This window comes from Flavitalea antarctica (assembly GCF_054461535.1).
Genome location: NZ_JBTLQG010000035.1, coordinates 33,981 through 46,705 on the forward strand (window position 1 = coordinate 33,981; position 12,725 = coordinate 46,705).

13 protein-coding genes are annotated in these 12,725 nt (G+C 44.4%); 8 read left to right on the forward strand and 5 right to left on the reverse strand.

Annotation, left to right across the window (positions count from 1 at the left end; translation table 11 throughout):
• Nucleotides 1-102 precede the first annotated feature (102 nt).
• Nucleotides 103-1,515, forward strand: coding sequence for a phosphatase PAP2 family protein (locus tag ACX0G7_RS22510; protein WP_458925784.1), 1,413 nt, complete (start codon nucleotides 103-105; stop codon nucleotides 1,513-1,515).
• A 12-nt stretch (nucleotides 1,516-1,527) separates the two neighbouring features.
• On the opposite strand, the gene ACX0G7_RS22515 is transcribed toward ACX0G7_RS22510, so the two are convergent.
• Nucleotides 1,528-2,202 carry a Pr6Pr family membrane protein gene (locus ACX0G7_RS22515; RefSeq protein ID WP_458925785.1) on the reverse strand — a complete coding sequence of 225 codons (675 nt, stop codon included), beginning with the start codon at nucleotides 2,200-2,202 and terminating at the stop codon, nucleotides 1,528-1,530.
• Nucleotides 2,203-2,417: 215 nt separating this feature from the next.
• Between ACX0G7_RS22515 and ACX0G7_RS22520 the strand changes: the two genes are divergently transcribed.
• Nucleotides 2,418-3,947 carry a GH3 family acyl-acid amido synthetase gene (locus tag ACX0G7_RS22520; protein WP_458925786.1) on the forward strand — a complete coding sequence of 510 codons (1,530 nt, stop codon included), beginning with the start codon at nucleotides 2,418-2,420 and terminating at the stop codon, nucleotides 3,945-3,947.
• Between the two features lie 26 nt (nucleotides 3,948-3,973).
• Here ACX0G7_RS22520 and ACX0G7_RS22525 read toward each other — a convergent pair whose 3' ends face one another.
• Nucleotides 3,974-4,630 carry a hypothetical protein gene (locus tag ACX0G7_RS22525; RefSeq protein WP_458925787.1) on the reverse strand — a complete coding sequence of 219 codons (657 nt, stop codon included), beginning with the start codon at nucleotides 4,628-4,630 and terminating at the stop codon, nucleotides 3,974-3,976.
• Nucleotides 4,627-5,193: a winged helix-turn-helix transcriptional regulator gene (locus ACX0G7_RS22530; protein WP_458925788.1), complete on the reverse strand. Its 567-nt coding sequence runs from the start codon at nucleotides 5,191-5,193 to the stop codon at nucleotides 4,627-4,629. Before ACX0G7_RS22530 ends, ACX0G7_RS22525 begins: the two co-directional genes overlap by 4 nt.
• Nucleotides 5,194-5,335: 142 nt before the next feature.
• On the opposite strand from ACX0G7_RS22530, the gene ACX0G7_RS22535 reads away from it, so the two are divergent.
• Together ACX0G7_RS22535 and ACX0G7_RS22540 are read left to right on the forward strand one after the other, a co-directional pair.
• A complete protein-coding gene (locus ACX0G7_RS22535) occupies nucleotides 5,336-5,707 on the forward strand; it encodes a DoxX family protein (protein ID WP_458925789.1) in 372 nt (123 codons plus the stop codon).
• Nucleotides 5,708-5,800: 93 nt separating this feature from the next.
• A complete protein-coding gene (locus tag ACX0G7_RS22540; RefSeq protein WP_458925790.1) occupies nucleotides 5,801-6,760 on the forward strand; it encodes a hypothetical protein in 960 nt (319 codons plus the stop codon).
• Between the two features lie 17 nt (nucleotides 6,761-6,777).
• Here ACX0G7_RS22540 and ACX0G7_RS22545 read toward each other — a convergent pair whose 3' ends face one another.
• Nucleotides 6,778-7,707, reverse strand: coding sequence for an AraC family transcriptional regulator (locus ACX0G7_RS22545; RefSeq protein WP_458925791.1), 930 nt, complete (start codon nucleotides 7,705-7,707; stop codon nucleotides 6,778-6,780).
• 528 nt (nucleotides 7,708-8,235) lie between these two features.
• Here ACX0G7_RS22545 and ACX0G7_RS22550 point away from each other — a divergent pair.
• Genes ACX0G7_RS22550 through eutC form a run of 4 tightly spaced genes read left to right on the forward strand, consistent with a single transcriptional unit; the run spans nucleotide 8,236 to nucleotide 12,104 of the window.
• Nucleotides 8,236-8,562: a hypothetical protein gene (locus ACX0G7_RS22550; protein WP_458925792.1), complete on the forward strand. Its 327-nt coding sequence runs from the start codon at nucleotides 8,236-8,238 to the stop codon at nucleotides 8,560-8,562.
• A 27-nt stretch (nucleotides 8,563-8,589) separates the two neighbouring features.
• Nucleotides 8,590-9,930 carry an ethanolamine permease gene (gene eat / locus ACX0G7_RS22555; RefSeq protein WP_458925793.1) on the forward strand — a complete coding sequence of 447 codons (1,341 nt, stop codon included), beginning with the start codon at nucleotides 8,590-8,592 and terminating at the stop codon, nucleotides 9,928-9,930.
• Nucleotides 9,931-9,978: 48 nt separating this feature from the next.
• Nucleotides 9,979-11,355, forward strand: coding sequence for an ethanolamine ammonia-lyase subunit EutB (locus ACX0G7_RS22560; RefSeq protein ID WP_458925794.1), 1,377 nt, complete (start codon nucleotides 9,979-9,981; stop codon nucleotides 11,353-11,355).
• Nucleotides 11,355-12,104 (forward strand): ethanolamine ammonia-lyase subunit EutC, encoded by a 750-nt coding sequence (gene eutC, locus ACX0G7_RS22565; protein ID WP_458925795.1) that lies wholly within the window; start codon nucleotides 11,355-11,357, stop codon nucleotides 12,102-12,104. The genes ACX0G7_RS22560 and eutC overlap by 1 nt, the downstream gene beginning before the upstream one ends.
• A 48-nt stretch (nucleotides 12,105-12,152) precedes the next feature.
• Here eutC and ACX0G7_RS22570 read toward each other — a convergent pair whose 3' ends face one another.
• Nucleotides 12,153-12,725 carry a pentapeptide repeat-containing protein gene (locus tag ACX0G7_RS22570; RefSeq protein ID WP_458925796.1) on the reverse strand — a complete coding sequence of 191 codons (573 nt, stop codon included), beginning with the start codon at nucleotides 12,723-12,725 and terminating at the stop codon, nucleotides 12,153-12,155.

The following is a 12,725-nucleotide window of genomic DNA, read 5'->3' on the forward strand; positions in this document are numbered from 1 at the left end:
GTTATTCTTTTTATTGAATAGACTTGTACCAGGACAAAAATGACGGCCCTAACCTCATTTGAAATACTTCCTGGATTCAGACAACAATAAAAACAATAGCACATGAAACAGATTATGTTCTCATCCATTTTTTTCCTGGCCGCAATTATGGTGTCGGCCCAATCGACAGGAAAAAAACAACCCACAGATTATAAACAGCTGGCTTCCTTCCAACCACCTGCTAATTATGAGGCCGCTTCGTGGAAGATCTGGCACCTGGATAATCCCGGGCAGATATCCATCGCCGCTCCTCCCGGACCTGATCAATCAAAATTGGAGTTGGAGACAATCCGAAAAGGTTTGAAAAATCCTGATGCCTCAAAGCTGGCTGCTATTAAATACTGGGATGCCGGTGCCCCTTCCTACCGGTGGAACCAGATTGCAAATAACGTGATGCCCTGGGAGAATCCCGATGTGTTGCTTCGTATGCCTCTTGCCTGGATGAGCCTGGCAGTCTATGATGCTACCGTGATTGCCTGGCAGGAAAAGCTAAAGTATAAAAGGAAAAGACCAGGTGCTGCAGATCCTTCGCTGAAGGCTGTGATCAGTGGGCCATCTACCTATTCTTATCCCTGTGAGCACACAGTAACTGCGGCCGCAGCAGCTTATGTTCTAGCCTACTTTATTCCCGGAAAAGGTGATTCACTGTTGGCGCTTGCCCGGGCCGCGTCTCAATCCCGTGTAGATGCGGGCGTGCAATACCCGAGTGATATTGAAGCAGGTTGGAAGCTTGGTGAACAGGTGGCTCTGCAAATTATTGAGAAGGCGAAAAATGACGGCTCGACAAAAAAATATACCGGACCAATAAATAAAGATCCTAAGAAATGGACGGGTGCTTACCAGATGGGTATCACGTTGCCATTGTTTACGCCAATGTTTTTAACATCGGTTGATCAGTTTCGTCCGCCACCACCGCCAGATTTTGAAAACGAAATGAAAGAAATGAAAAATTTTAAGCAAACATTCCGGTCACGCAGCCTGGCTTATCATTGGGCAAGTCTCGGACCTGGCTTCTGGATGGAGCTTGCCAGTCAGAAAATGTTTGAGAATCGCATCAGTGACGATGCACCTGCTGTGGCAAGGATCTATGCAGTAATGAATACAGCCTCGCATGAAATGGCCATCGCTGTTTTTGATGCTAAGTATGCATATTGGGGCATAAGACCATCGCAATATGATAGCACATTCAAGCCATTAATTCAAACGCCACCATTCCCGGGTTATCCTTCAGGTCATGCAGCCGGCGCAGGAGCCACCGCAGCCATACTGGAATATTTTTTCCCGGCAGATGCAAAACAATTTCACCAGCTCGCACAGGACTGCGCTGACTCCAGGTTTTACGCCGGTATTCATTTTAAAGTTGACAACGAAACTGCACTGACGCTCGGAAAGGCTTTAGGCAAATTTGTTGTAGAAACATGGATGAAAAATGAGCCTGTTGAACACGGATACAAGACCGCGAACCGGAATAAGTGAGCAGTGGCCTATTCACGAATTGGATAATGAATCGTATGTACTTTCCCGTTGGATCGCAGATCTGTTCCCGATCAGGATCAAGGTGGCTGACACCACAACCACAGCGACTGCGATCCCGGTAGCATTAACAAAAACGTCCGGTATAGATAATTTGCCAAGGTCCAGGAAAGGGTAAGGATAAAATCCAGAAAATGAACCCCTGATCAATACAAAAATTACATAGATAAGCGGGTATAGTAACCACGGTAAAATCGCTTTGTAGGGTAGCTGATTTTTAGGCACAAATAAGATCCAGTGTAGAAGAAACAACAAAGGAATCACGGTGTGCAGCAATTCATCAACCGGCTTTTGCAGGCCGGTTGGTTTCCAGAGCGGTCTTAGCACCACATTATACACGATGCCCACTATCAGAATGTATGTTGTCACAGCTGTTTGTGTGGTGTAGCCCGCCGCAAATTTTCCAAGGGCGGAATCAGGGAAACATAATACAGAGGTGCAGACCAACGCAACGATGAGGTTGGTTAATAATGTGAAATAGCTGAAATACCTCACCAGGAGTTCGGGTAAAGGCGCCGCTTCAGAACCGATATTTATCTTCATCTGGGCAACTAATGCAAACCAGCCACAAAGGACGATTATTATCAATAACAATATTTCCCCGGACCTGGTTTTCCTGGCAGTTTGCATAGGTGTTAAAGTTCGGGGATTTTGCTTAATGCAATTAATTAATTCAGATCGACAGGCGACCCAGCTTTCCTCGCGACTATACAAAACTTGCACAACAGGTAGCCTATTTTCCGATTTTGATGCCTAAAAGCTCAATAGGCTAAAAATTAACAAGGTGCAGGTGCAGAATATTCGCCGGAGGCATAAAAATTGCAAACCTGCCGGAAACACAATCTATGGCGCTGATTGGCGAGGTTATTAAAAAGGCGATCGACTTTACGGGGTACATCAGTTCCGAACCAAATCCTGTTAAAGCACAGAAAGCCGTGCTTAAGCAGTTATTGAAAAAATCAAGGTTAACAGCTTTTGGAAGGAAATATAAATTTGGTGAGATACTCCAAAGTACCGACCTGGTTAAATCTTTCCAGCAGAATGTTCCCTATCATGATTATGATAAAATCTATTCAGAATGGTGGAAATACCTGCTTGATGGTCATCAGAACGTAACCTGGCCCGGCGGGCAGAAGTTTTTCGCACTCAGCAGTGGTACTACCAGTAATAAAAAATACATCCCTGTCACAGACGACATGTTAAACGCTATCCGGAAATCCGGCATGCAACAGGTGATGAGCCTCAAAAATTTTGATTTACCTGCCGACTTTTTTGAGAAGCAGATAATGATGCTGGGTAGCAGTACAAGCCTCATCCAGGCGGAGGACCACCAGGAAGGCGAGATAAGCGGGATAAGCGCCGCCAATATACCGGCCTGGTTCAAGAGTTTTTACAAACCCGGGTTTGAAATTGCTTCAATTGAAAACTGGGATGAGCGCGTCAGGAGAATTGCAGAAGAAGCACCCGGTTGGGATATCGGAAGCATTACAGGCATTCCATCCTGGGTTGAACTGATGCTTAAAGAAATTATCAACGTAAACAAGCTGAATAATATACATGATATCTGGCCTAACCTCCATGTTTATACTTCAGGCGGGGTTGCATTTGAGCCATATCGTAAGAGTATGGAAAAGTTATTCGGACGGCCTTTGATTTATATCGATACCTACCTGGCTTCTGAAGGATATCTCGCCACTCAAAAAAGACCCGGCACTTCGGCAATGTCACTGATAGTTAACAACGGGGTGTTTTTTGAATTTGTTCCGTTCGTCGAGGAAAACATTGATGATGAAGGAATGGTCAAACAGGACGTTCGGGCATTAACCCTTGAAGAGGCAGCTGAAAACACCGAGTATGTACTATTAATATCTACTGTTGCTGGCGCATGGAGATACATGATTGGTGATACAGTAATTATAACAGATAAGAAACTGGCAGAAATCAAGATCAGTGGAAGGACCAAGCATTATCTCAATGTGGTGGGAGAACAGCTTTCTGTTCAGAAGATGAACCAGGCAATACAGAAACTAGAGTCCGCTCTGAATATCGAAGTTGCAGAATTCACTGCTTCAACGGTAATGACAGATGACCAGTTTTTTATGGAATGGTACATTGGAAGTGATAAGCCCGTTGATGAAGAAGCGGCTGCGAAAATTATCGATGATGAATTAAGCGAAAATAATAAGAACTATAAGGTGGCGAGGGGAAAAGCACTAAAGGGTGTGAAGGTTAAAATAATCCCATCTGGTCATTTCTATAAATGGAGCGAGGAGTTTAAGAAAATGGGTGGGCAAACAAAAATCCCACGGGTCATGAAAGAAGAAGATTTTAAAGAATTCGGCACTTATGTATCGCAGTTGCCAGTGGGACAATAAACGCTAACCAGTGGAGCAATAACCATTCATTTGGCCGCTTCAGTTTGTTCTTTAAGTTTTCGTTCTTCCAGCTTTCTTACCTGTTCAACGATGTCGTCCGGAGAAAGATAAAGCTTTGCAATCTTGTCTTTATAAGCCTGGGGTAGTTCGGCATGATCCAGGATGAATCGTTTTGTGGCTATGATATAAGGACCAAGTCCATGATTAACTGCGTACGTGTCAGCTATCACCTCAACATGTTTCACGTATTTACCTGATCTGAGATAATTATAACCAAAAGCTACCAAACCACGATTACTCCTGCTCTCATAATCCATGATATGTCCGAGCTCATGCCCGATCCACCCGATCATAATTTCATCCGGTAACTGGTGTATTGGTGTAACCGTGTGGGTGAGCCTGAATAACGCACTTATATTAATCCGGTAACTGCGATTTGTTCTGCGCCTCAGCAGCGATGAAAACAGTGGTTGAGCCTGCATTACCGACCCCTTGATACGTTTTTTGAAAACGAACTGGATCGAAGTGTTTTTGAGTTCCGGATAATGGGAAAGCGCCTTCAGCACGTTTTTTTCAATGATCGCGGGAATCTTTTTGTTTGTCCTGTATTCATTTGCTTCTGCAACCTGTGCTGATATGTCCTTAACAATGCTGCTCATAATAAACAATAGGATCCATTTCATGATTTATTCATCTGCCTCTCATTTCGAGAGCTGGCCATGACCTTCTCACGGTGACGAAATCCCCATTCACCAAGAGCCACCAATACCGGCTCCAGGGTCTCAGCATAATCCGTAACCAGGTATTCAACAGTCACCGGTGTGTAAGGATACACATGCCTCGAAACAAACCCATTCAATTCAAGATCTTTCAACTCAGTAGACAGAACCCTTGCAGAGATCCCGGTTACCGCTCTCTGCAAATCATTGAACCTTTTGTTGCCATCCTTCAGGGCAATAATAATCCTGAGCTTCCATTTCCCTCCGATCACATACATAGCATCACCTACAGCTGATAAGTGCCGGGTACACTGCTCCGGGGTGACGATTGGTTCATGGGATTTGCTTTCCGATCTTTTATGCAATTCCGGGGCCATTATTCCTCCGGCGATTTCTTTTCTGCCGGAAGAAATTTTGCTACCGGAAGACGCTTCCCTTCCCGACGATGTTTTCCTGGCGGAAGAAGCTTTCCTTCCCGATGAAGCTTTCCTCGTGGTCGTAGGGGCCGATTGATTTATCGTCTGCATAATTTGTTTTTCGTTCGTGAATCGTCGATTTCTACTGGCCTGGTAACAAATCTCCCGGGGATCAATTCGCACTAACCTTTGTATTAGTACTAATATTTAGTAAGCGAATCTAGTATAAGTTTGTCGCCTAAATCAAATGTTTATGAAAATCTGGAAAATTATAACAGTTGTCGCTACGGTCCTTGCAGTTTCGATGGTCATATTAAGCGGGGTGATGAAGTTTATCGGCGGCGAGGAAATAACAACGGCGATGGAAAAATTCGGGGTATTGCCATACCTCCTGGTGCTGGGATCTATGGAAATTATATTCGCCCTGTTATTTCTGTTCAGGCCAACCATGAAAATTGGTTTTATTCTTCTTACCTGTTATTTTTCAGGGGCGCTTGCCACTGAGTTGAGTCACGGCATGCCATTAAACGCAGTATTGCCATTGGCGCTGGTCTGGATTTCTGCTCTCCTGCGGGATAAGACAATATTTTTCCCAATGACGGCGACTCCGGTTCCTAAGTTCTGATTGCGATCCTTTCTTTGTATCTTCTGCCGCAATAATTTTTACGGATTGCAGGAGTATATGACACAAACCAGGTTATCAAATTTAACTAAGGCATTGTTTAGGCTATTGTTGCCAGGTCTTTTTGTATTAACTGGCTGTTCACCACAAAATGAGCTCGCGCAACCCTGGCCTGGCTCCACGCTCATCTTTCAGTCAGGCTTTGAGAACAGCGTCATAACACAGCGGGGAGACTATGCGGATATTACCGGGGCGGATCCAACTTTCATGGGAAAGAACGATTGGACCAAGGATCTTGCCGACAGACCGGATTTTGGGAAGTTCGGTATCCAATATCATATCGGCGATTCATCTATGAGAAACGCGACGATCATTCCTGAACCAGGAAATAAAGCTAACCACGTAATGGCGTTTACCCTTGTCAAACCGCTGGTGAATGGTTCGAACGGACGTATCCAGGCGAATATGTATGGCAATAAGGGATTGAAAGAATTCTCCCAGTCTGTCCGCGTATTCCTGCATGAAGATTTCAAAAAACTGTATTCATATCCGGATGAAATACGTTGGCTTACCATTGCGGAATTCTGGAACAACATCACCTGGAGCCAGTCGGTTCCAAACAGGTTTCGTATTACGTTAGGCCTGGGTAAATCAACGGGACCAGTAAACAATCTCTCTTTCATTCTCGAAGCTGAAGATTGTGAATTGTTCGCAGATAACAGTCAGCGATACACGAAGATCTGGGCGGAAAAAAATCAATCTGTAGTTGTACCGGTTGGCAAATGGTTCACCATGAACTACTACTATAGAGAAGGAGATAAGCAAACCGGCAGATTTACCATGTCTGTTAAGGCTGAGGGCGGACAAGAGCTAATCGTCTTTGATATTCACAATATCACGCACAATACAGCGGATCCGGCTCCGGACGGAGTTTCAGATCTTAATCCACTAAAACTTTACACATCGAAGGCCCTGGTAAATTTCATGCAGGCGCAGAATGGAAACCTGCAAGTCTATTTTGACGACTTTAAATTTTTTTCCGGGAAAATGAAATGATCGATCAATTAACTTCGTCATAACGATTTCCTGAATCGCATTCTATACATACGTGGGGTAACGCCTTCCATTTTATGAAAAAGTCTCACAAAATAATTTGTATCACTGAAACCGCACTGGAGGCTGACTTCGCTCATGGACTCGTTAGTTTCCGCAAGCCGTTGTTTTGCCAGTTTTATTCTTTCGCGGTTTATATATTCAAGGGGTGAAATGCCAAACTGTTCCCTGAATATTTTGAAAAACATATTGCGGCTCAGGTATGCCTTACGGCTCAAAGTATCGATCGCAATTTTTTCAGTAAGATTCTCAGAAATATAGTTCAGTACATAATGAAGCCTCGAGCCGTTGGTCCTGTTTTGTTGATCTGAGATCCGTCCCAGGTTCTGGTTTTGTATCAACCGGATCAACAGTTCCTTCAGGCTAAGATCTGCAAAGATATTTTTGCCTGTATCAGAGCTGGTGCACACCCGAATCAGTTTATTTATTAGTTCAGTTAATTCATTGTCGTTATCGAAATGATATTGATTGAACTGAACATTCCAATTTTGTCTTTCCTCTTTGTCGCTATTATAAAATTCGTTAAGATAGTTGACAGTATTATTCAGATAAGTATGATCAACTGCCAAAGCAATGCATTGAGTAGGATTGGACTCACTCGCGTCAGGGAAATCAATTAACATAGATTCATTTGCGGAAGCGATCACTGTTTCACCGGGCTTATATTCGAATGCAGGTTTGCCAGGAAGATGCATGATCTTTCTCCCCCTGACCATAGAGGTAATAACAAGGTTGTTAAATGTCAATGGCACGTTGTAAGCTTCCTGGTAACTCTCAAACACGTTGAGCTCACAATTCAGAAGATTGAATACCCGCCTGTTCTCAACAAGTGCCTGAAGACTTCCTGGCTTTGTAAGTTCAACTTTGTCTAAGTGGTGTTTTGCAGACAAATCCGTGTTTTTTGGAATAACAAGTGTATCGAAAATAAGTTTGCCGGTTAACTGAAGGTACGATCGTGCTACAAAAAGGTACGAATTAAAGGCTAAAGTTGGTACTGGTTAAGGACATTTAGAGTGATATTATTTACGAGTGAGTCAGATCATTATCGGCAAATTGAGAATATGCTGATTTCCTATGGTAAACAGAAGTTGGGATCTATTAATTCAGACCGGCGGAATATGACAACGGTGACCCAGGGGTCACTGTTTGTTTTTATACAGGTTCTCCCCGCAACTCCGTCCATTGCCGACACTTGACTTGTTCTCCCGCGGTATTACTGCCTCCTCACGGATACTATGCCGTGCCTGGTAAGCGATCACTGATTTCCTGTATCACGCTGAATTAACCGCGGCCATCAAATCAATCGTGATTATTACCATCATTGAACATCCTGTGCGAATTAACCTGAAAATTCCAGATAAGTAATAAAAATTTCATATTTCATTATTCCTGACACATGGGTATATTTGGTAATGACCATGATTGACTTAACACGAATACCAAATGCCCTGGTCCGGAAAGCAATAGAAGCTTTGCAGGATGGAAACAAAGAACAATGGTTTGAGCTGTTTGAGGACAATGCGACCCTTTATGATGATGGAAGGCAAATCTCCTTTAAATCATTTTTTCAGACCGCGATAGGGCATGAAAGATTTACCAGCATCGACAAAATTGAAAATGCGGGCCAGCACATTTTTGGCCATTTTCATAGTGACCAGTGGGGTGACTTTAAAACATTTTTTAAGTTTCATTTATCCGGAAATAATAAGATCAACAAGCTGGAAATAGGCCAGGCTAAATACTAGCGGCCATACTACAGCCTAAATCGTGCAATGACTCAACCAAACTCTGATACGCTCAAGCGTACCCTCAGGCCGGTTCATCTCTGGGCAATTGCTGTGGGGCTGGTCATCTCTGGTGAATACTTTGGTTGGAACTACGGCTGGGCAGTTTCAGGAACCGTCGGCTTCCTGGTCGCCACACTCGTGGTCACGGTTATGTATATAACTTTTATTTTCAGCTTTACAGAACTCACTACCGCTATACCGCATGCCGGGGGAGCCTTTGCTTATGCGTATCGCGCAATGGGGCCATTTGGTGGTCTGCTGGCGGGTTATGCTACACTTATTGAGTTTCTGCTTGCAACCCCGGCAATTGCGTTTGCCTTAGGCAGTTATCTTCATTTTCTTTATCCTTCCATTCCTGTCTTGTGGTCGGCAATGCTCTTTAATGTCCTGTTTATCCTGATCAACATCTCCGGTATAAAGGAATCTGCTGCATTTTCAGTGTTTATCACCATCCTGGCCGTTGCTGAGCTACTCTTATTTATGGGCATCATCGCACCGCATTTCAATGCTTCGAATTTCATGTCCAACCCAATGCCGTTTGGATGGAAGGGAATCTTCGCTGCCTTGCCCTTCGCTATCTGGTTCTATCTCGCCATAGAAGGTGTCGCTATGGTGGCTGAAGAGGTAAAGGACCCGTCGCGGAATATCCGGAAAGGTTATATCTCGGGCATGGCTACGCTCGCGTTTCTTGCCCTTGGCGTTATGATCCTTACCGGTGGCATTACAGACTGGAGAAAGCTGAGTAATCTTGATTATCCTCTTCCCGAAGCCATCGGTATCGTACTCGGGAAAGGAAGTACACTTACGCAGATATTTGCAAGCATCGGGTTGTTTGGTCTTATTGCCTCCTTTCACGGCACCATACTCGCTGGTTCAAGACAGGTATTTGCCATGGCAAGAAGCGGCTATCTGCCTTCCCCGCTTGCAACGGTGAATCATCGTTTCAAAACGCCGCACTGGTCTATTGTAGCAGGCGGATTTATCAGCTTCGCCGCCCTGTTAACCGGTACTACCAGCCAGGTTATTGTGTTATCAGTATTAGGTGCGGTAGTGATGTACATTACCAGCATGATCAGTCTCTTTATACTGAGAAAAAAAGAACCCGCCATGAACAGGCCATTCAAACTACCTTTTTATCCTGTTTTTCCAGCTGTGGCCCTTGTTCTGTCTTGCGTCTGCCTCGTGGCAATTGTTTATTATAACCTGTGGCTTACCATGATTTTCGCCGCCGGCCTGGGGTTATGGCTGTTGATATTTGTAATGATGGGAAAACATAAATTGCCATTAAAAGACGAACTTTCGATGATTGCCGGACCCCGGGGCTGAAGCCGGCTCAGCCAGGGTTAGCCTGCCTTCACAGATAAATCCAGACACATGGGTTACCAGCATATTATCGGCAACAAAACTTATAGCTTCAAAGATTTGAAAGCATTGCTGGCAAAAGCTTCTCCTTTCAGAACAGGCGATGCCCTGGCAGGGATAGCCGCTGACTCCTATGAAGAAAGAATTGCAGCGCAAATGACACTGGGAGCTGTGCCCCTGAAATCCTTTCTTAACGAAGCGATCATTCCCTATGAATCCGATGAAGTCACAAGGTTGATCATCGATTCGCATGATGCGGGTGCATTTACGCCTATTTCCGGATTAACTGTCGGTGAATTCAGGGATTGGTTATTAATGGACGAAGTAGATGGCGGGACGCTTGCGGATCTTAAATGGGGCATAACTCCGGAAATGGCGGCAGCAGTCTCAAAACTGATGCGAAACCAGGACCTGATTGCTGTTTCAAAAAAAGCGGAGGTAGTTACAAGATTCAGAAATACCATAGGTCTAAAGGGCAGATTTTCTACCCGGCTGCAACCGAATCATCCTACCGATGATGCGCGGGGAATAGCCGCAAGCATTATAGATGGTTTGCTTTATGCAAGTGGTGATGCAGTAATAGGAATTAATCCTGCCCTGGACAGTCCCGCAGAAGCGCTACGGCTGCTCATGCTAATTGATAACCTGCGTAGTCAGTTTGAAATACCCATTCAGTCCTGTGTACTTACTCATATTACCACAACCATAGGACTCGTGAAAAGCGGTGGCCCGGTTGATCTTTGTTTTCAATCAGTCGCCGGAACTGAAAAGGCAAACACCAGTTTTGGGATCAACCTGTCCGTTCTGCAGGAGGGTTACGATGCCACCTTATCACTTAAGAGAGGGACAATCGGGAACAATGTGATGTATTTTGAAACAGGGCAGGGATCCGCACTTTCTGCCAATGCTCATCATGGAGTTGATCAACAAACCTGTGAAGCGCGTGCTTATGCAGTGGCCCGGAAGTTTGATCCCCTGCTTGTTAACACCGTTGTTGGATTTATCGGGCCGGAATATCTTTATGACGGTAAACAAATTACCCGGGCTGCCCTGGAAGATCATTTCTGCGGAAAGTTACTGGGATTGCCCATGGGGGTCGATATTTGTTATACTAATCATGCTGAGGCTGATCAGGACGACATGGATAACCTGCTAACCCTGCTCGCTGTAGCGGGATGCAATTTTGTAATGGGAATTCCTGGTTCGGATGATATCATGTTAAACTACCAGTCAACATCTTTTCATGACGCATTGTATATAAGAAAACTGCTTGGATTAAAACCGGCGCCAGAGTTTGAGCAGTGGCTGTTGACCCGGGAGATGATTGATGCGAACGGGCGCTTGTTAACATCCGGTAACCTGAAACAGCTGGTACAACATTTATTCTGATGAAAGACATCATCATACATGATAACTGGGAAGCGTTGCGTGAATTTACAGACGCAAGAATTGCCCTGGGAAGAACCGGCAACAGCATCCCGTTACAAAAAGAACTTGAGTTTAAATTAGCGCATGCACATGCCCGTGATGCGGTCCATTCTGTTCTTGATACAGAACGGATGATAGACCGCCTTCAGCAATTTAAACTACCCGTGCTGACAGTATCCAGCCAGGCAACTACAAGACAGGTATATCTCCAGAGACCCGATCTTGGCCGGTTGCCCGATGAAGCGTCTTCCAGGAAGGTCACCGCGTTTTCATCACCAAATGATATTGCTTTAATTATCGCGGATGGCTTGTCCGCCACTGCTATAAATCAAAATATATTGCCCTTGCTGGAAGTATTGTTACCCGGTCTTAGATCTGCCGGTTTAAATCCTGGTCCGATAACTATTGTTCAACATGGCCGCGTTGCAATCGGGGATTCAATAGCTTACGGCCTGCGATCAAAAGTCGCGTTAATGCTTATTGGTGAAAGGCCGGGACTAAGCGCCGCCGATAGTATCGGGGCATATATAACTTACGAACCAAGGCCGGGGCTCACGGATGAGTCGCGCAACTGCATTTCGAATATCCGGCCCCGGGGTTTATCATTTGAAAAAGCCAGCGCTAAAATTCTATACATTGTTACACAGGCAATCCAAAGGAAGTTATCTGGCATAAATCTTAAAGATAACGACGGCCTGATTGAAGGGTAGGCCGGGCCATTATAATAATATTATAAGTCGTGAAAGTAACGATGAGCATCAGTCAATGATGATATCATATTTATGCAGGAGCCCGGGAAGTCCTTCACTGGAAAACTTTGCCTTTTTTATTTTATTGAGATCCGGGTCGAGCGCGTAATTAAAAGAGGTCCTTAAATCTGCCTTCTCGAGATTTGTGTTTTCAAACTTCGCCTTAAAAAAATCGCATTTCAAAAAAGAACTGCCGGCGAGATCAGTGTCGGTAAAGTCGACTTCATGCAGTGTGCAGTCTTTGAAACGCGTTTTCTTCATTACCCGTTTATAGAAGGAACTAAAGTTCATAACACAGTTATCAAAATCAACAGAAAACAGGAACTCATTGCAGTTTTCAAAATTGATTCCGATAATTTTTGATTCCCGGAATTTCACTGTATTTAATGTGGCACCTGCCAGCTTTGTCATACTGATGTTACAACCTGTAAATTCACATTCAACAAAACGGACACTTGACAAATCGAGATTTGCAAAATTGCAGTTTATGAAACGGCAGTTTTCATATTCTCCCTTCACAAATGGGCGCACCGTAAAATCAACCGTATCGAATTGTTCGTCTTCGAAATAAGTTTCACTCAT

What these genes read in the sequence shown, in the direction of transcription:
- ACX0G7_RS22510 (WP_458925784.1), top strand. Translation starts at nt 103, where the DNA reads ATGAAACAGATTATGTTCTCATCCATTTTTTTCCTGGCCGCAATTATG.
- ACX0G7_RS22515 (WP_458925785.1), bottom strand. Translation starts at nt 2,202, where the DNA reads ATGCAAACTGCCAGGAAAACCAGGTCCGGGGAAATATTGTTATTGATA.
- ACX0G7_RS22520 (WP_458925786.1), top strand. Translation starts at nt 2,418, where the DNA reads ATGGCGCTGATTGGCGAGGTTATTAAAAAGGCGATCGACTTTACGGGG.
- ACX0G7_RS22525 (WP_458925787.1), bottom strand. Translation starts at nt 4,630, where the DNA reads ATGAAATGGATCCTATTGTTTATTATGAGCAGCATTGTTAAGGACATA.
- ACX0G7_RS22530 (WP_458925788.1), bottom strand. Translation starts at nt 5,193, where the DNA reads ATGCAGACGATAAATCAATCGGCCCCTACGACCACGAGGAAAGCTTCA.
- ACX0G7_RS22535 (WP_458925789.1), top strand. Translation starts at nt 5,336, where the DNA reads ATGAAAATCTGGAAAATTATAACAGTTGTCGCTACGGTCCTTGCAGTT.
- ACX0G7_RS22550 (WP_458925792.1), top strand. Translation starts at nt 8,236, where the DNA reads ATGATTGACTTAACACGAATACCAAATGCCCTGGTCCGGAAAGCAATA.
- eat (WP_458925793.1), top strand. Translation starts at nt 8,590, where the DNA reads ATGACTCAACCAAACTCTGATACGCTCAAGCGTACCCTCAGGCCGGTT.
- ACX0G7_RS22560 (WP_458925794.1), top strand. Translation starts at nt 9,979, where the DNA reads ATGGGTTACCAGCATATTATCGGCAACAAAACTTATAGCTTCAAAGAT.
- eutC (WP_458925795.1), top strand. Translation starts at nt 11,355, where the DNA reads ATGAAAGACATCATCATACATGATAACTGGGAAGCGTTGCGTGAATTT.
- ACX0G7_RS22570 (WP_458925796.1), bottom strand. Translation starts at nt 12,725, where the DNA reads ATGAGTGAAACTTATTTCGAAGACGAACAATTCGATACGGTTGATTTT.